The organism is Actinoplanes sp. ATCC 53533, from assembly GCF_003947245.1.
The window spans coordinates 1-16,830 of the sequence record NZ_QHHV01000083.1; the positions used below are offsets into that span (position 1 = coordinate 1).

The 16,830-nt window shown below is 71.1% G+C and carries 13 protein-coding genes; 12 read left to right on the forward strand and 1 reads right to left on the reverse strand.

The genetic code is table 11. The features are described from left to right. From DMB66_RS26120 to DMB66_RS26170, 11 genes are all read left to right on the forward strand, one after another. Positions 1–643: carbohydrate ABC transporter permease (locus DMB66_RS26120; RefSeq protein WP_148112769.1), on the forward strand; the 643-nt coding region annotated here is incomplete at its 5' end. 19 nt (positions 644–662) lie between these two features. Next, positions 663–842: a hypothetical protein gene (locus DMB66_RS26125; RefSeq protein ID WP_125806762.1), complete on the forward strand. Its 180-nt coding sequence runs from the start codon at positions 663–665 to the stop codon at positions 840–842. Continuing rightward, positions 839–2,248, forward strand: coding sequence for an alpha-L-fucosidase (locus DMB66_RS26130; protein ID WP_125806763.1), 1,410 nt, complete (start codon positions 839–841; stop codon positions 2,246–2,248). The genes DMB66_RS26125 and DMB66_RS26130 overlap by 4 nt, the downstream gene beginning before the upstream one ends. Then, complete coding sequence (locus tag DMB66_RS26135) at positions 2,245–3,213, forward strand: SurA N-terminal domain-containing protein (protein WP_125806764.1); 969 nt, start codon at positions 2,245–2,247, stop codon at positions 3,211–3,213. Before DMB66_RS26130 ends, DMB66_RS26135 begins: the two co-directional genes overlap by 4 nt. Beyond that, complete coding sequence (locus DMB66_RS26140; protein ID WP_125806765.1) at positions 3,210–5,480, forward strand: discoidin domain-containing protein; 2,271 nt, start codon at positions 3,210–3,212, stop codon at positions 5,478–5,480. Before DMB66_RS26135 ends, DMB66_RS26140 begins: the two co-directional genes overlap by 4 nt. A gap of 165 nt (positions 5,481–5,645) precedes the next feature. Beyond that, the gene (locus tag DMB66_RS26145) at positions 5,646–6,596 is read left to right on the forward strand and encodes an NAD(P)-dependent oxidoreductase (protein WP_125806766.1); all 951 of its coding nucleotides are present in this window, start codon (positions 5,646–5,648) and stop codon (positions 6,594–6,596) included. Positions 6,597–6,777: 181 nt separating this feature from the next. After that, positions 6,778–8,076 carry a hypothetical protein gene (locus DMB66_RS26150; RefSeq protein ID WP_125806767.1) on the forward strand — a complete coding sequence of 433 codons (1,299 nt, stop codon included), beginning with the start codon at positions 6,778–6,780 and terminating at the stop codon, positions 8,074–8,076. Beyond that, positions 8,073–9,062: a glutamate ABC transporter substrate-binding protein gene (locus DMB66_RS26155; protein ID WP_199752633.1), complete on the forward strand. Its 990-nt coding sequence runs from the start codon at positions 8,073–8,075 to the stop codon at positions 9,060–9,062. Before DMB66_RS26150 ends, DMB66_RS26155 begins: the two co-directional genes overlap by 4 nt. 198 nt (positions 9,063–9,260) lie before the next feature. Next, entirely contained in the window at positions 9,261–9,992 is a 732-nt protein-coding gene (locus DMB66_RS26160; protein ID WP_125806768.1) for a hypothetical protein, read from the forward strand. A gap of 106 nt (positions 9,993–10,098) precedes the next feature. Beyond that, a complete protein-coding gene (locus tag DMB66_RS26165; protein ID WP_125806769.1) occupies positions 10,099–11,370 on the forward strand; it encodes a vanadium-dependent haloperoxidase in 1,272 nt (423 codons plus the stop codon). Between the two features lie 158 nt (positions 11,371–11,528). Then, the gene (locus DMB66_RS26170) at positions 11,529–13,310 is read left to right on the forward strand and encodes an alpha/beta hydrolase domain-containing protein (protein WP_125806770.1); all 1,782 of its coding nucleotides are present in this window, start codon (positions 11,529–11,531) and stop codon (positions 13,308–13,310) included. A 131-nt stretch (positions 13,311–13,441) separates the two neighbouring features. Here DMB66_RS26170 and DMB66_RS26175 read toward each other — a convergent pair whose 3' ends face one another. Beyond that, entirely contained in the window at positions 13,442–15,253 is a 1,812-nt protein-coding gene (locus DMB66_RS26175) for a carbohydrate-binding domain-containing protein (protein WP_125806771.1), read from the reverse strand. Between the two features lie 349 nt (positions 15,254–15,602). Here DMB66_RS26175 and DMB66_RS26180 point away from each other — a divergent pair, with 349 nt between their 5' ends. Beyond that, positions 15,603–16,778: an aldose epimerase family protein gene (locus DMB66_RS26180; RefSeq protein WP_125806772.1), complete on the forward strand. Its 1,176-nt coding sequence runs from the start codon at positions 15,603–15,605 to the stop codon at positions 16,776–16,778. Positions 16,779–16,830 lie beyond the last annotated feature (52 nt).

Here is a 16,830-nt window from a genome sequence, read left to right on the forward strand (position 1 = left end):
CGTCACGCTGCTCGGCCTGGCGTTCGTGCTGGCGGTCTCGGTGCCGGCCGCGTACGTCATCGCCCGGTACGACTTCCGCGGCAAGGCCGTCGTGGAGCTCGCGCTGCTCGCCGGCCTGTTCGTCAACGTCAACTACATCGTCGTGCCGATCTTCCTGATGCTCCTCGACTGGGACCGTACGCTGGTCGACGCCTTCCCGGACGGGCTCTTCCTGGACAACCCCGCGATGCTGGCGCTGGTGTACGCGGCCACCTCGATCCCGTTCACCGTCTACCTGCTCGCCGCGTACTTCCGGTCGATCCCGGCCGACTACGAGGAGGCCGCGGCGCTGGACGGGGCGTCCCGGTTTCGGATCATGACCCGGGTGATGCTGCCGATGGCCCGGCCGGCCGTCACGACGGTGATCCTGTTCAACTTCCTGGCCTACTGGAACGACTTCATCATCGCGCTCACCCTGCTGCCCGGCTCGGGCAAGACGCTGCAGGTCGGCCTCCTCAACCTGATGACCGCGCAGAAGGCGGCCGCCGACTACGGGCGGCTGTACGCCGGCATGGTCATCGTCATCGTTCCGGTGCTGCTCGTCTACGCGCTGATCCAGCGCCGCCTCATCGAGGGCATGGCGGCCGGCGGCGTCAAGGGCTGAACCCTACGGAAGGAGATCGATGAACGAATCGACGCGCGCCGTGTTGCTCGTCGCCGTACGGACGCTGATCGCGCTCGGCTGCGTGGCGGTGGTGATCGTCGCCCGGGCCACCGTCGGGTGGGGCAACCTCGCCGTGATGCTCGCGGCGCTCGGGGTCCTGCTGATCCTGCTGGCCTCCTACAACCGGAGATTCCGGTGACGGCGGCGGGACCGGCTGCGGTCCGGCCCAGCGACCGCCAGGTCGCCTGGCAGCGGCTGGAGTTCTACGGATTCCTGCACTTCGGCATGAACACGATGACGAACCGGGAATGGGGCGAGGGGCACGACGACCCGGCGCTGTTCGACCCGGCGGACCTCGACGCGGACCAATGGGTGGCCGCGCTGAAGAGCGCCGGGATGACCGGCGTCATCCTGACCTGCAAGCACCACGACGGCTTCTGCCTGTGGCCCAGCGAGGTCACGAAATACACGGTCGCCGCGTCGCCGTGGCGGGCCGGCCTGGGTGACGTGGTGGCCGAGGTCGCCGAGGCGGCCCGCCGGCACGGGCTCAAGTTCGGCGTGTACCTGTCGCCGTGGGACCGCACCGAGGCGTCCTACGGCACCGGGACCTCCTACGACGACTTCTACGTCGCCCAGCTCACCGAGTTGCTCACCCGGTACGGCCCGGTGTTCTCGGTCTGGCTGGACGGCGCGAACGGCGAGGGCCCCAACGGCAAGCGCCAGCACTACGACTGGGAGCGCTACTACGCGGTGGTCCGCCGGCTCCAGCCGGACGCCGTGATCAACGTGTGCGGGCCGGACGTGCGCTGGTGCGGCAACGAGGCCGGCGAGACCCGGCCGGACGAGTGGAGCGTGGTTCCCCGTACCCTCCGGGACGCCGAACGGACCGCCGACCGCTCGCAGCGGGTGGACGACGGCGAGTTCGCCCGGCTGGTCCGCAGCGACGACCGCGACCTCGGCAGCCGGGCCGCGCTGGCCGGGCAGACCGACCTGGTCTGGTATCCGGCCGAGGTGAACACCTCGATCCGGCCGGGCTGGTTCCACCACCCGGCGGAGGACGGCGCGGTGCGCGCGGCCGACGAGTTGTTCGACATCTACCTGCACGCCGTCGGCGGCAACTCGTGCTTCCTGCTCAACGTCCCGCCGGCCCGCGACGGGCGGCTCACCGCCGCCGACGTCGCGGCGCTGGAGCGGCTGGGACACCGGATCGCGGACTTCCGGTCCCGCCGGGTGGGTGCGGACGTGACGGTCACCTCCGGTACGGCGGGAGACCTGGTCACGGCGTGGCCGGCTCCGGGGCGTACGCCGTGGGAGCCGGACCCCGCCGACCAGCGCCCCGCCGTCACCCTGCACTTTCCCGGGCCGCGCCGGATCGAGGCCGTCGTGCTGGGCGAGGACATCACCCGGGGCCAGCGCATCGAGCACGTCGCCGTCCGCGGCCGCCGGTACGGCGCGTGGACCACCCTGGCCGAGGCGAATGCGGTCGGCTACCAGCGCATCCTGCGGTTCGCGCCGGCCGAGGCCGAGGCCGTGCTGATCGAGGTGACCGCCGCGCGGGACACCCCGGTGGTGTCCCACGCGGCGGCGATCGGAGCCACGTCATGAAGAAGGCGCTGCTCGCCGGGATAGCTGTCGTGCTCGCCGCGACGGTCGGCACCGGCATCGCGCTCGGCGGTGGCACCGACGAGGTCGCCACCGTCGACGGGCACCCGGTGACCCGCGACGAACTGATCTTTCACATGCGCCGGCTGGCTCCGGCCGTGCGCAACGAGATCGGTGACGCACCGGACAGGGCCGCCCTGATCGGCCGGCTCCGGGAACGCGCGCTGGCCGAGGCCGAGAAGGACAAGGTGCTGCTGCTGCTCGCCGAGGAGCAGGGCCTGGTCGACTCGGTGGACCACGAGGACTTCCTGGCCGAGGTGCGGGCCGAGAACGAACGCCGGGCCACTTCCGGTCGCCGGGGTGAGGTGGTCTACGGGGTCACCGAGTTCTCGCCGGAGGAGTACTACACCAAGCGGCTCACCGACCTGACGACCGCCCTCAGGAAGACCTGGTCGGTCACCGACGCCGAGGTGCGCGCGGAGTTCGACGCCGACCGGGCATCGTGGAGCGCCAACGCCACCACCTACGCGTACACGAAGCTCGTGGTCCCGATGCCCGCCGGGGCGCCCGCGGATTTCCCGGCCGGTCTGCGATCCCGGGTTACGGCCGGGGGCGGGCTGGCCAAGGTCGCCGCCGCCGAGCCGGGCGCCCGGCTCACCTCCGCGACCTACGCCGGCGGCCGGTCGTCCGGCGTGAACGCCCACGACCAGGACCTGCTGGCCGTGCTCACCGGGCTGTCGCCGGGCCAGGTCTCCGCGCCGATCCCCGGCCCCGGCCAGATCACCTACTACGCACTCGACGGCCGGAAGGTCGACGCGGACGCGGCGTTCGCCAAGTACGCGGCGCGGATCCGGCAGTCGCTCATGGGGGAGAAGTTCGACCGGTACGTCGGCGACCGGCTGGCCGGCAGCGACATCGAGGTCGACACCGAGGCCCTGGCAGACATCAACCCTGAGGATGTGGCATGAAACCTGTCGCAACGGCACTGATCGCCGCGTTGCTCGTGGCGCCCCTGAGTTACGCCACGCCGGCGGGCGCCGCCCCGCCCGCCGCCGCCAAGGCCGCGTGGCCGGGCGACAGCCCGAACACCACCGGCGGTCGTGACTACTACCTCGACGCCGCGGGCGGACGCGACACCGCGGCCGGCACCACACCGCAGACGGCCTGGCGCACCCTGGCCAAGGCCAACGCGACCACCTTCAGGCCGGGCGACCGCATCCTGCTCAAGGCCGGCCAGCAGTGGTCCGGCCAGCAGCTGTGGCCGAAGGGCTCGGGCAGCGCGGGCAGGCCGATCACGATCTCCGCCTACGGCAGTGCGACGGCCGCGCGGCCGTACATCGCCACCAACGGCAACGTGCCCAGCCCGTTCCGGGCGGACGGCACCAAGAATCCGGACACGGTCGGCCTGACCGGCGCGATCGTGCTGCGCAACCAGCAGTACTTCGAGATCAACAACGTCGCGCTCTCCAACGACAACGACTTCGCGACCGACATCACCACCGGGACGTACGTCCGCGACGGCATCATGGTGTCGATCAACGCCGACTTGTTCCCGGCCGGCGCGGACACCATCATGGACCACTTCCGCATCTCGAACGTGTACGTCCACCACCTGGACGGTCCGAGCAGCTGGCAGCGGATCCACTACGGCGGCGTCAACTTCCAGGTCTTCGGCGCCAAGAGCTACAAGGAGTACGGCACCGGCGGCTACTACTTCAAGGACGTCCGGATCGAGAACAACACCTTTTCCAACGTCGAACTGCACGCCATCCAGTTCGCCTTCAACTGGTTCAACGCCGACGGGTCGGCCGCCGGCCAGTACGACGAGGCGGGCAAGTTCCACGAGGGCTGGGAACAGCTCTGGGTGCGCACCCGCGACCTCTACAGCCGGGACGTCTACATCGGCCACAACTACGCCGAGAGCATCGGCCAGGGCGCGATCCAGCTGGCCAACACCAAGCACATGACCGTCGAGTACAACGAGGTGAACGGCTTCCTCGAACGCTACGACGCGGTCTCCTGCGGGCTCTACCTGTGGGCCGGCGCCGACTCGGTGATGCAGTTCAACGAGGTGTACGGCGGCCCGAGCAATGAGTTCGACGGCACCCCGTGGGACCTCGAATACACCAACTTCAACGTCACGTACCAGTTCAACTACTCGCACGACAACGCCGCCGGCTGGATGGCCTACATGGGCAACAGCTCCAATTCGGTGGCCCGCTACAACCTGAGCGTCAACGACAACGGCGTGCTCGTGAAGAACATGCTGTCGACGAACTACTCGCCGACCTACTTCGTCAACAACACCTTCGTGTACGACGGCGCCGACCTCGACTACGTCCACGACGAGACGTTCCTGAGTCGGGTCTACTTCATGAACAACATCTTCTACAACACCTCGACCGAGCCGACGCCGTGGTATCGCCGTACCGGGGCGCTGCGCCAGGCGGTGTTCGCGAACAACGACTACTACGAGTCCGGCGGCACCCACTCCGGCCAGGAACCGGCCGACCCGGACGGTTCGCGCGCGGACCCGAGGTTCGTCGGCGACCCGGCCCGGTACGTCACCGGGGCGGGCGTGGCCCAGATCCGCACGGCGGCGGCACACTTCGCGCCGCGGAACGACTCGCCGATGATCGACGCGGGCCGCTACAACCCGCATCTGGGCACCGAGGACTTCCTCGGCACGCACCTCTACTACGGCGCCGCCCCGGACATCGGCGCGGTCGAGGCCACGATCGGCACGAGGGTCGACAATCCGGTCGACACCGACCCGATCGAGCAGGACGGCAACGACCGGGTCAACCTGGCGCTGGGCAAGCCGGTCACGGCCAGCTCCACCCATCCGGGCGCCGGCGGCACGCTCGGCGCGGTCAAGCTCACCGACGGGGACCCGGCCACCCGGTGGGCCGCCGCCGACGACGCCGGCTATCCGATCACGCTCGACATCGACCTCGGCGCCGACACCACGTTCGGCGAGGTCTACCTGGACGAGTACACCGATTCCGGGACCAACCCGCGGGTCCAGTCGTTCGCGCTCCAGCGGTGGAACGCCGCGACCGGCGCGTGGGTGACCTTCGCGACCGGCGCGGCCGGCATCGGCCACGACCGGTCGGTGACCGGCTTCGGCAGCGTGACCACGAGCAAGGTGCGGGTGGCGCTGACCAGCCAGATCGCCACCGAGCAGTACACACCCACGCTCACCGAGATCGCCCTCTACGGGGCCGGCGGCTGAGCCCTTACCGGTGACGCGGCGCGGCGTGGCGTCGTGACCTGAGGAAGGCCTTCGGGAGCTCCTCGACGCCCGACCAACTGTAAAAGCTGACGGCCGTGAATGCGGTAACTTGGGCTGGCTTGATCGCATGGGCGTGAGGTGCCGGGGCGTCAGGACGGAGTGCACATGGGACCCAAGCTCGACGCCGGCCAGCGCGCGGTGGTGCTGGGCGGCACCGGCTGGGTCGGCCGGCACGTCTGCGCCCGGCTGCACCAGGACGGTTGGGACGTGCTCGTGGTGGGCCGGCACGAGACCGCGCCGCAGCCCGACCACAAGTTCCTGCGGATGGATGTCGTCGCCGCCGGCGTGCCGCAGCTGACCGCGCTGCTGCACGCCGAGCGGGTCGGCGCGGTGGTCAACGCGACCGACGGCGCCAACACGACGGACGGCTGGGATCTCTCCGCCGAGGTGTTGACGGAGGCGAACGCGCACGCGGTGCAACGGCTGGTGGACGCGGTCGCGGCGACACCGTGGCGGCCGCGGTTGGTGCAGCTCGGCACCATTCACGAGTACGGCCCGGTGCCGGCCGGGGTGTCGGCGCACGAGGGGCTCCCGACCCGGCCCACCGGCGACTACGCCCGCAGCAAGCTGGGCGGTTCGTCGGCGGTGCTGGACGCGGCCCGCGCCGGCCGGATCGACGGTGTCGTCCTGCGACTGGCCAACGTCAGCGGCCCGTACCCCTCACCGGCGAGCTTTCCCGGCAAGCTGCTGGAGCTCGCCCGCGGTCTCGGCGGTGGCGTGAGCTCCGGCATCGGCATCGGCATCGCCGATGCCCGGCGCGACTTCGTCGACGTGCGGGACGTGGCCGCGGCGGTGAGCCGGGCGGCCGCCTCGACGGCCACCGCCGAGGTGCTCAACATCGGCAGCGGTGTCGCGGTGCCGATCGGCGAGGTGATCCGGGTGCTGCTCGAGGAGGCCGGGCTGCCGGCGGACGCGCTGTACGACGACGGCAGCGCGGTCCGCAGCGTGGGCGGCGACTGGATCCAGGTCGACATCCGCCGCGCTGCCGAGGTGCTCGGGTGGGTTCCCGAGCACTCTCTGGCGGAGTCGTTGCGGGCGATGTGGCAGCATCGCTGACGCCGGTCAGGCGACCGGGGCCCGCAGCACTCACCGAGATCGCCCGCCACGGGGCCGGCGGCTGAGTCCTCACCGGTGACGCAGCGCGGTGGTCCCCGGCGTCTACTATCGGACGCCGGGACCATTGCCCGGACGCGCGTGGTCGTCAAGACCGCGGGCAGTCGAGTGCGGAGCTTCGGGGGTGGGTGTGCCGGCTGTCCGTTTCGTACGCCGGTTCGGGCGCGGGATCACGACGCCGGATCTGTACCGGCTGGTGGCAACCGGACTGGTCCTGCTGGGTCTCATCGCCGGGATCGTCGCCGTCGCCACCGCCCAGCACCGGTCGGCCCTGCTGCGCGACATCGTGGCCGTGAACGGGCCGCTCAGCGTGGGCGCGCAGGAGCTCTACCGGTCGCTGTCCGACGCCGACGCGACGGCGTCGAACGCCTTCCTGGCCAACGGGGCCGAGCCCGCGGCGCTGCGCCAGCGCTATCTCGACGACATCGCGCGCGCCACCAAAGCGCTGACGGTCGCGCTGGGTGAGGCCGACGAGGGGGACGCCGCCCGGCTCGGCGTCCTCGCGGATCAGCTGCCGGTATACACGGGGCTGGTGGAGACGGCACGGTCGTACAACCGGCTCGGTGTGCCGCTCGGCGCCGCATACCTGCGGGAGGCCTCCGGCCTGATGCGGGAGACGCTGCTGCCGGCCGCGGACGAGGTGCTCTCCAACGCCCAGCAGCGACTGATCGCCGGGCAGCGGGAGGCCGCCGGCTTCCCCTGGGCGGTGCTGCTGCTCGGCCTGGTGACCGTCGGCTCGCTGCTGGCGGCGCAGATGCTGGTGGCCCGGCGCAGCAACCGGGTGTTCAACCGCGGGCTGCTGGCGGCCAGCCTGGCGGCCCTGATCTCGCTGGCGTGGTCGACCACGGCCGTCGGCCTGTCGGCCCGCCAGGTCGAGATCGGCCACCGGAACGGCTCGGCGCTGGTCTCGCTGCTCGCCGACGCGCGCCGCGCCGCGCTGCAGGCTCACGCGGACGAGGGGCTGACCCTCGTCGCCCGGGGCAGCGGCGCCGCCTTCGAGAAGGAGTTCGGGGCGGTGCTCACCGAGCTGATCGGCGCGGACGGCAGGGGCGGCATGCTCGCCGAGGCGTCGGCTCGGGCGCCGTCCGCGGCGGACCGTGCGGTGATCGAGGAGGCGCGCGGCCAGGCGGGACGCTGGCGGGAGCTGCACGGCCAGGTGCGCGAGCTGGACGACAGCGGTGACTACCTCGGCGCGGTCAAGCTGGCGACGGCCACCGGGCCGGAGAGCCTGTCCGGACTGTTCGGCAAGCTCGACGCCGCGATCTCGACCGCGCTGGACCAGACGAACCAGCGGGTGCACCGGCAGGCCAACCACGCCGACAACGCGCTCGGCGGCCTCGCCCTCGCGCTCGTGCTGCTCACCGCCGGGCTGATGACCGCGGTCATCGTCGGCATCCGGCCGCGGATCGGAGAATACCGGTGACATCGAGGATGAGAGTCCGGGCGCTGGCGGCGGCGCTGCTGGTGCTGTCGCTGAGCGCCGGGTGCGGCTCGGACGACGGCCCGCCGCCCGCCGCGACAGCCGAGGCCCGCGGGGTCGTGCCGAGGCCGCTCAACGTGCAGGATCCGGCCGAGGTGCCGAGCGCGCAACCCGCACCGAAGTGCAAGCCCCGGGCCAGCCTGCGGCCGGCCGGCGCGCTGCCGAAACCCGGCAAGATGCCGGCGGGCACCGCGATGGCCCGGATCGCGAAGCGGGGCCGGCTGATCGTGGGCATCGACCAGAACGCCTACCTGTTCAGCTTCGCCGATCCCGCCACCGGTGACCTCGTCGGCTTCGAGATCGACCTGGCGCGGGAGATCGCGAAGGCGCTGTTCGGGGATCCGAAGGCGATCCAGTTCCGGGCGATCACCACCGCCGACCGGATCCCGGTCATCGAGCGCGGCGAGGTCGACATCGTGATCCGGACCATGACGATGACCTGTGAGCGCTGGCAGCAGGTCTCGTTCTCCACCGAATACCTGTCCTCGCACCAGCGCCTGCTGGTCCGCCGCGGCTCGGGCATCAACGACTTCGCCGACCTGGCCGGCCGCAAGGTCTGCGCCACCCGGGGCAGCACGAGCATCCGGACGATCGCCGCGCAGCCCTCGCGCCCGGTCCCGGTCAGCACGGACAGCACCCTGGACTGCCTGGTGATGCTCCAGCAGGGCCAGGTGGACGCGGTCTCGACCATCGACGTGCTGCTGGCCGGCCTCGCCGCGCAGGATCCGGCGACCGAGATCACCGGCGCCGCGGTGTCCGACGAGCCGGCCGGCGTCGGCATCTCCAAGAAGTCGCCCGAGCTGGTCCGCTTCGTCAACGGCGTGCTGGAACGCACCCGCGCGGACGGCACGTGGGCGCGCAGCCATGACCGCTGGTTGTCCCGGCTGGGTCCGGCGCCCAAGCCCCCGGCGGCTGTCTACCAGGACTGAGCGCGACAACCCGATCAATTTCGCGGCAGTTGTCTTGTTGCCGATAGCGCACTCATTCCCGACAGCGCCATTGTCCGGCCGACCCCAGGATAGGGGTGGAAATGAGCGGCGCTTGAGGGGGAGGCAGTGATGGTCAGTCCGACCACTGTGGTGAATGGATCGAGAGCGAGCTGGGGAGTCAGCGACTGCGGGCAGATAATGGGCCAGCCGACGGAGGCCGCGCTCGCTTCCGTGGAGCCCGAGGGCACCTACGAGCACCTGGCCATCGGCACCCTGCAAGAGGGCTACACCATCGCCTACCGGACGCCGGGCGGGGCCGACAACGTCAAGTACGACGTCTACGAATCCAGCAATGGGATCGTCTGCGGCAGAAGCCATATCTGCCGAAACGACAAGCTCGAACTGGTCAAGGTCACCGAGAGCAGAACAGACGACGATCTGATCGGCATCCGGCAGACCTTCATCGTCTCCAAGAATGAAACGCGGATCGTCATCAGGATGGAGCTCACCAACTGCAGCCGGCGGGAATCGGTCGATCTGACCGACCTCCTCGTCAAGCGGTATGCGGACATCGACGTGGACACCGGCGGAAGCGCCGGCTGGGCCGGGTTCGCGGGCCGCTGGGACAAGAACCGTGACTCGGTGTTCACCTACAACCTCGACGACGATGCCCGGGAATTCGACGGCAAGCGGGCCCACGTCGTGAACATGGTGGCGATGCCGAGCGATCTTCCCCTGGACGACACGTTCGTGGGCGAGCTCGGCGCCAACCAGTTCCAGACCCGCGACAACCCGGGCCAGCTCGCCCCGCTGCCGACCGAACGCGTGGACGGGGTGGGTGTCCTGCAGTGGCGCGCCAGCCGCTTCCTCCCCGGCGACACGCTGCGGATCAATATGTACTACGACACCTTCAGGTCGTTCGCCCGATAGCCCGGCACAGCCGCATTCCCGTCAGACCGTTGCGTCTGGGATCGATGAAGTTGGATGCTGAACCTCGTTGTGTGACCCAGCACCGACTCAGTCGACGGGAGATTCCATGGCACATCGCGTTCGCTCCAGCAGACTGCTCGGCGCGGCAGTGGTGGCCGGGCTCGCGCTGACCGTGCTGACGCCCACCGCGGCGTCGGCACAGTCGGCCGCCCCGCCCAACGCCGTCCTCGCCTGGAACATCCACGCCCAGACCGCCATCTACGAGGTTGCCCGGCAGTCGCCCACCGCGGGCACCCGCAGCTTCGCGATGGCACAGGGCGCCGTGTATGACGCGGTCAACGCGATCGCCGGCGCCCCGTACGAGCCGTACCTGGTCGCTCCCCGCGCGAACCGCGGCGACTCGGTCCCCGCGGCCGTCGCCACCGCGGCCTACCGCGTACTCCTCTCGCTCTTCCCGGCCCAGGCGGACGCGCTGCGTGCGCGGTACGACGAAGCCCTCGCCGCTGTCCCCGACGGCCGGGCGGAGCGCGGCGGGATCAGGGTCGGCGCGGCCGCGGCCGCGGCCATGATCTCGGCCCGTCGCGACGACGTCGCGTTCCCCGACGCGACCTGGCCGGTCGGCACGGAGCCCGGCGCATACCGCCTCACCCCGCCCGGATATGTCCAGGCCGGCGCCTGGTTCGCCTTCCTGAAGCCGTTCGCCGTCGACAACCCCGCCGCCTACCGCGTGCCCGGGCCGCCGGCCCTGACCAGCGCCGCGTACGCACGCCAGCTGAACGAGGTCAAGTCGCTCGGCGCGGCCACCAGCACCACCCGCACGCGGGATCAGACCGAGGCGGCGACCTGGTGGGACGACTACCGCCAGGTGGAGTGGTACATCAAGCGCGGCCTCGCCGCCGACCACCGGCTCAGTCCACTGCGGACGGCGCGCATGCTCGCCATGGTCGACGTGGCCACCGTGGACGCGGTGATCTCCTGCTACCAGCAGAAGCGACACTGGAAATTCTGGCGGCCGGTGACCGCGATCCCGCTGGCGGACACCGACGGCAACCCGGCCACCGCCGCCGATCCGGCCTGGACGCCGCTGCGCGTCACGGCGCCGTCGCCGGAGTGGCCCTCCGGGCACGCCTGCTACACCTCGGCGATCATGACCGCCCTGCGGACGTTCTTCGGCCGTGACAGCTTGTCGTTCAGCGCCTACAGCGCCGCATCGGGGACCACCCGGCACTACGACAGCTTGTCCTCGGCCCGGGCCGAGTTGATCGAGGCGCGGATCTGGGCCGGGGTCCACTACCGCGGCGCGACCGTGCACGGTGACCGGCTCGGCGAGACGGTCGCGCGCGAGGTCCTCGCCAACGAGTTCGGCCGCCGCCACTGACCGCCCTGAGCGCCAGCCGGTTGGTCACGGCTGGCGCTCGGCGCCGCCTCCCCGCGGACGTGAACCGGCAAGGCTTGTGGAGGCGGTGCCGCGCGCCTATCGTGAGGTCCACTTGACGACTCATGTGGTCCATCTAGCGGACCTAAGCAGGGGAGCCGATGATGCGGATCCGCAGTCTTCTCGTCCCGGTGTTGCTCGCCGCGAGTGGATTGCTGGCCGCGCCGCCACCGGCGCAGGCGGACGGCCGAGCGACGGTCCCGCTGCCCGCGGTGGAAGGACCCGTCCCCTCGGTGGTCGGCAGCCCCGGCAACGACTACACGTTCTTCGCGAGCGACCTCGGCCTGCCGGGACGCGGATACGTCGAGCAGGAGTACTTCTTCGGTGGCACGGCCAACGTCTACGACGCCACGGTCGCTCCCGGCATCGGCGCACGACCGACGCCGTCGCCGACCGCGTCGGTGGTGTCGTCCGGGCACCCGTACAAGACCAGGATGGTGGTGCGGCGGCCGGCCGGGGCCGCGGCGTTCAACGGCACCGTGGTCGTCGAGTGGCTCAACGCCACCAGCCAGTACGACGTCGAGGCGCTCTGGTTCCGCACGCACGAGTTCCTGATGCGGGACGGCTACGCCTGGGTCGGCATCACCGCGCAGAGCGCCCCGATCACCAACCCCGCGCTGGGCCTCAAGGCCTTCAGTCCCGGCCGGTACGGCAGCCTCGACCTCACCGCCGGCGGCACGCTGACCACCGGCGATCCGCTGTCCTACGACGTGTACGCCCAGGGCATCCGGGCGGTACGCGAATCCGGTGTACTCGGGAACCTGCGGGGCCGCGTGGCGACGGTGATCGCGGCGGGTGTCTCGCAGTCCGCCGGCCGGGTGTCGGTGTTCGCCAACGCGATCGAGACCCGGGGCAGGCCGGTCGCCGATGCCGTGCTGCTCTACATCGGCGGCGAGAAGATGCGCACCGACCTGCGCGTACCGGTGTTCAAGGTGTTGTCCGAGACGGAGTTCGCCACCGCGCCGTCGACGTCGGCCAACGAGATCAGCTCGTTGCAACCGGACACCCGGGGGATGCGGACCTGGTCGGTCGCCGGCACGTCGCACTCCGACTGGGCCTCGTTCGCGGTCCGGTACGCCCTGCTGCGCAGGGATCAGCCCACCGCCTCGCTGCGCGACAACTGCGCCCGCCCGAGCCGCAGCCGCATTCCCGACCGCTACACCCTCTCCGCCGCGATCGATCACCTGGTGAGGTGGGAGCGCCGCGGTGTCGCACCGCCGACGGCTCCGCGCATCACGCTGGCCGCCGACGGCCTGACCGTCCTGCGGGACGGCCTCGGCAATGCCCTCGGCGGCCTGCGGCTCGCGCCGTTCGCGGTGCCGGTCGCCTTGGACACCGGCGTCAACGAGAACCCGCCGGGCGGCGCGGGCTTGTGCTTCCTCAACGGGACGCACCTTCCGTTCGACCGGGCGACGCTGGACACGCGCTATCCGGACCGGCAGGCCTATCTGCGTCCGTTCGCGGGCGCGGTGCTCCAGAACCTCCGTGCCGGGTACGTGCTGCCGGCGGACGCCCGCGAGATGCTCCGCGACGCCCGGGCCTCGATCGCCGGCCGCGGCCTGGTGTGCGGCCCGCTGTGCGCGAACGTCGCCCAATTCCCGATCCAGCCGTCGACCCAGCTGCTGCGGGACCACACCGCCTTTCTCTACCTGCGCGGCGGCGATGCGCTGCTGCGGACGCTCGACGAGGCGACCCTGGCCGTGGCGCGCGGCCAGACCCACGTGGTGCGGCAGCAGCGGCATTACGCCGAAGCGGTCCGGCTGCTCGAGCGCTACCGGGCCGACATCGACCGGCTGCTGCGCCTGCGCCGCGTGACCGCGGCCCAGGCCGCGCTGCTCGACGAGTACGCGGCGATCCTCATCGGACGGCTCGGGGCCGCCTGAGCCGCCGGACCAGCCGACCGGTATCCGCCGGTAGGCGACGAGGGCGTGCCGCCCGCGTCGTATCGGCCGTGGAATGACTGCGGCGGGCGCGCTGGCCGGCCCGCCGCCGGCGGGCCGCGCACCCGCCGTGGTCAGCGGCCCGGACGGCCTCCGCCCGGGCCACCTCCGCCGGGCCCGCCCATTCCGCCGGCGCCGGCCTCGCCCGCGGTGGCGGTCGCGACCTGGGTCGCCGAGCCGAGGCTGCCCGAGGCCGCCAGCCCGCCCACGTTGGCACCGGTGGCGGTGCCGCCGGCATAGATCTTGTATTCCTCGCCGTTCTTGATCTTCGCGGCGGAGACGGTCAGGATCTGGGCATCCTTGGCCGTGACGAAGGTGGTGACCACCTCGCCGTCGCCGTCGACGACGTGCAGGGTGGTGCCGGCGGCGACCGCCGACTCGACGGCGGCCGACAGCCAGCCCTGGCGGGAGTCGTCGCTCGGCGTGACGGCGCTGCCCACGGCGGCGATGGTGCCGCCGTTGATGGTGAGGCTGCCGTTGAGGTCGAGCGCCCCGCTGCCCCGGCTCGTCGCGCCGTAGAGCACCACCGTGCCGCCGGAGAAGGTGGCGGTGCCGTTGGAGTCGAGGCCGTCGCTGGTCGCTTGGACGATCAACGTTCCGCCGGTGACGACCAGCTTGTAGTCGCCCACCCCCTCGCCGCCGCCACCGCCGGGTCCGCCGCCGCCCTGCTCCTGGCCCGTACCCCCGGCGGCATTGACGCCGTCGTCGCTGGCGGTGATGTCGGTCTTGCCGCCGTTGACGGTGATGTCGGCGCTTTCCAGGCCTTCCACCGCCGAGGTGATCTTGATGGTGCCGGCGTCGACGAGCAGGGAGGTCTCGGCGTGTACGCCGTCGTCGCCGCTGGCGAGGGTGACCGTGGCGCCGTTGAGGTGGACGGCGGCGTCGCTGTGCACCGCGTCGTCGGAGGAGTCGACGGTGACGGTGCCGCCCTCCAGCACGGTGATCACCGCGGACTTCAGCCCCTTGGTGGAGGTATCGTCGGCCGGCCTGACACCGCTGCCGCCGCCGGCGGCGACGGCGAGCTTGCCGCCGGTGACCACGATGTCGGTGGCCGCGTCCGCGCCGTCGCCCTTGGCGGTGACCGTGACCGTCCCGTCCGCGACGGAGATGTAGCCGGAGTCGGCCTTTTCGGCGTTGTCGGCCTTGAGCCCGTCGCCGCCGGACGTGACGGCGACCGTGCCGCCCTCGACGACGAGGTAGTCCTTGCCGCGGATGCCGTCGTCGGCGGCGTCGACGGTGACGGTGCCGGACTGGATCACCAGGCCGTCCTGGCTGGCGATGGCGTCGTTGCCGTTGCCGCGCACGGTGAGCGCGCCGGTGCCGGTGATGGTCAGGTTGGCCGCGCTGTACAAGGCGGCGTTGATCTCGGCGTCGTCGGCGTACGAGCCGGCGTCGGACAATGTGTTGACGCTGCCGTCGGCCAGGATGACGACCACCTCCTCGCCCTCGGCGATGCCGATCGCGGCGGTGGTCGTGCTGGCGATGGTGGCGCCGTCGAGGACCAGCTTGACGGTGGCGTCGGGGGCGTCGACCACGACCTGCCCGTTGAGCGTGCCCGAAAGCCGGTACGTGCCGGCGGCGGTGATGGTCACCGTGGCACCGGCGGCCTTCACCCCGGCGCCGCCGGTGGTGGCCGAGGACCCGGTGAGCTTGACGTCGACCGCCTTCGCCGCGTCATAGGTCGCGTCGCCGTCCTCGGCGTGGTCGGCCTCGTTGGCGGCGAGGACCTGCGCCGCCGCCTGGCTACCGCCGGCGCTGCCGGCAGCCGCCGCGTCGGTGCCCGTGGTGCCGCCGCTGCCGGAGTCGCTGTCGCTGGTGCAGCCGGCGAGAGCGGCGGCGAGCGTCAGCGCGGCGACCGTGGCGGCCGCCTTGGTACGGATCATCATGAGGATCTCCTGGTTGGACGACCCTCTCATTCGACCCGACGAATCTGTGTGCCTCCCATGAGCCGTCTGTACGGCCGCAGTGACTTCGGACGGTGCCGTGGGCCGGCCCGCCGTCGTTCGACAACTTTTAATGCACGCAATCTAAGCCGCAAATACCGCAAGTTAAAGATCGACAAATGCAAGTGTTGACATCGTTTGTAAGCGAATTGTAACGTCGATCCGATGCTTTAGGTGTCATCCATGTTTTTCGACCTGGCCTCGGGATGTCGGCTCTTTCTCCCCGGGGTCACTCTCATGTCCTTTTGCCGGCCATGCAAAGGCGTGGCTCCACGGAGAGAGGCGAGGCACCATGCAACAGATCACCATTGGCCGGACCGCGGTCCGGCTCGGCGCGGTGGCACTCATGGTCGGCGGTATCGGCCTGGTCGGCGCGTCCATGTCGTATGCCGGGGGCCCCGCCACGATCACCAAGGAGGCGTGGGGGACGACGGCCGGCGGGGCGGCCGTCGACCGCTATACCCTCACCAACAATGGGATGCGCGTGCGGATTCTGACCTACGGCGGCATCCTGCAGACCATCGAGACGCCGGATCGGCGCGGCCGGGTGGCCAATGTGGCGCTCGGTTTCGACAATCTCTCCGATTACGAGACGAAGAGCCCGTATTTCGGCTGTATCACCGGCCGGTACGCCAACCGCATCGCCGAGGGTCAGTTCACCCTGGACGGGGTCGCGTACCAATTGCCGATCAACAACCCGCCCAACAGCCTGCACGGCGGCACGGTCGGCTTCGACAAGCACGTGTGGGCGGCCACGCCGCTGCGGTCCCGGGACGGTGTGGGACTGCGGTTGCGGTTCACCAGCCCCGACGGCGACCAGGGCTACCCGGGCGAGATGCGGGCCACGGTGACCTACACGCTCACCCGGGACCACGCCATCCGGATGGACTACGAGGCGACGACCAGCAAGCCGACGATCGTCAACCTCACCAACCACGCGTACTGGAACCTGGGCGGCGAGGGCACCGGCACGATCGACGACCACCGGCTCTACCTGAACGCCAGCAGATACACGCCGGTTGACCCGACGCTGATCCCGACCGGCGCGATCGACCGGGTCGCCGGAACGCCGATGGACTTCCGCAAGGCCACCGCCATCGGCGCCCGCAACCGCGACGGCTTCGCCCAGTTGGTGATCGGCCGCGGCTACGACCACAACTGGGTGCTGGACCGCCGGGACGCCTCGTACAAGAAGCTGGAGATCGCGGCCCGGGCGACCGACCCGGCCAGCGGCCGGCAGCTCACCGTGCGGACCACCGAGCCCGGCATCCAGTTCTACGGCGGCAACTTCCTCGACGGCACGCTCGTCGGCACCAGCGGCCGGATGTACCGCCAGGGCGACGGTTTCGCCCTGGAGACCCAGCACTACCCGGACTCGCCGAACCACGCGAACTTCCCGTCGACGGTTCTGCGGCCCGGGCAGACCTACCGCACGACCACCATCTACGAGCTCGGCGTGGCGCGCTGAGGCCGGCATCCGAGCGGGCGGCAGGCTCCCCCTGTGAAGCCTGCCGCCCTGG

Excerpts from the sequence above, each read along its gene's own strand:
- DMB66_RS26125 (WP_125806762.1), top strand. The coding sequence starts at position 663 with ATGAACGAATCGACGCGCGCCGTGTTGCTCGTCGCCGTACGGACGCTG.
- DMB66_RS26135 (WP_125806764.1), top strand. The coding sequence starts at position 2,245 with ATGAAGAAGGCGCTGCTCGCCGGGATAGCTGTCGTGCTCGCCGCGACG.
- DMB66_RS26140 (WP_125806765.1), top strand. The coding sequence starts at position 3,210 with ATGAAACCTGTCGCAACGGCACTGATCGCCGCGTTGCTCGTGGCGCCC.
- DMB66_RS26145 (WP_125806766.1), top strand. The coding sequence starts at position 5,646 with ATGGGACCCAAGCTCGACGCCGGCCAGCGCGCGGTGGTGCTGGGCGGC.
- DMB66_RS26160 (WP_125806768.1), top strand. The coding sequence starts at position 9,261 with ATGGGCCAGCCGACGGAGGCCGCGCTCGCTTCCGTGGAGCCCGAGGGC.
- DMB66_RS26165 (WP_125806769.1), top strand. The coding sequence starts at position 10,099 with ATGGCACATCGCGTTCGCTCCAGCAGACTGCTCGGCGCGGCAGTGGTG.
- DMB66_RS26170 (WP_125806770.1), top strand. The coding sequence starts at position 11,529 with ATGATGCGGATCCGCAGTCTTCTCGTCCCGGTGTTGCTCGCCGCGAGT.
- DMB66_RS26175 (WP_125806771.1), bottom strand. The coding sequence starts at position 15,253 with ATGATGATCCGTACCAAGGCGGCCGCCACGGTCGCCGCGCTGACGCTC.
- DMB66_RS26180 (WP_125806772.1), top strand. The coding sequence starts at position 15,603 with ATGCAACAGATCACCATTGGCCGGACCGCGGTCCGGCTCGGCGCGGTG.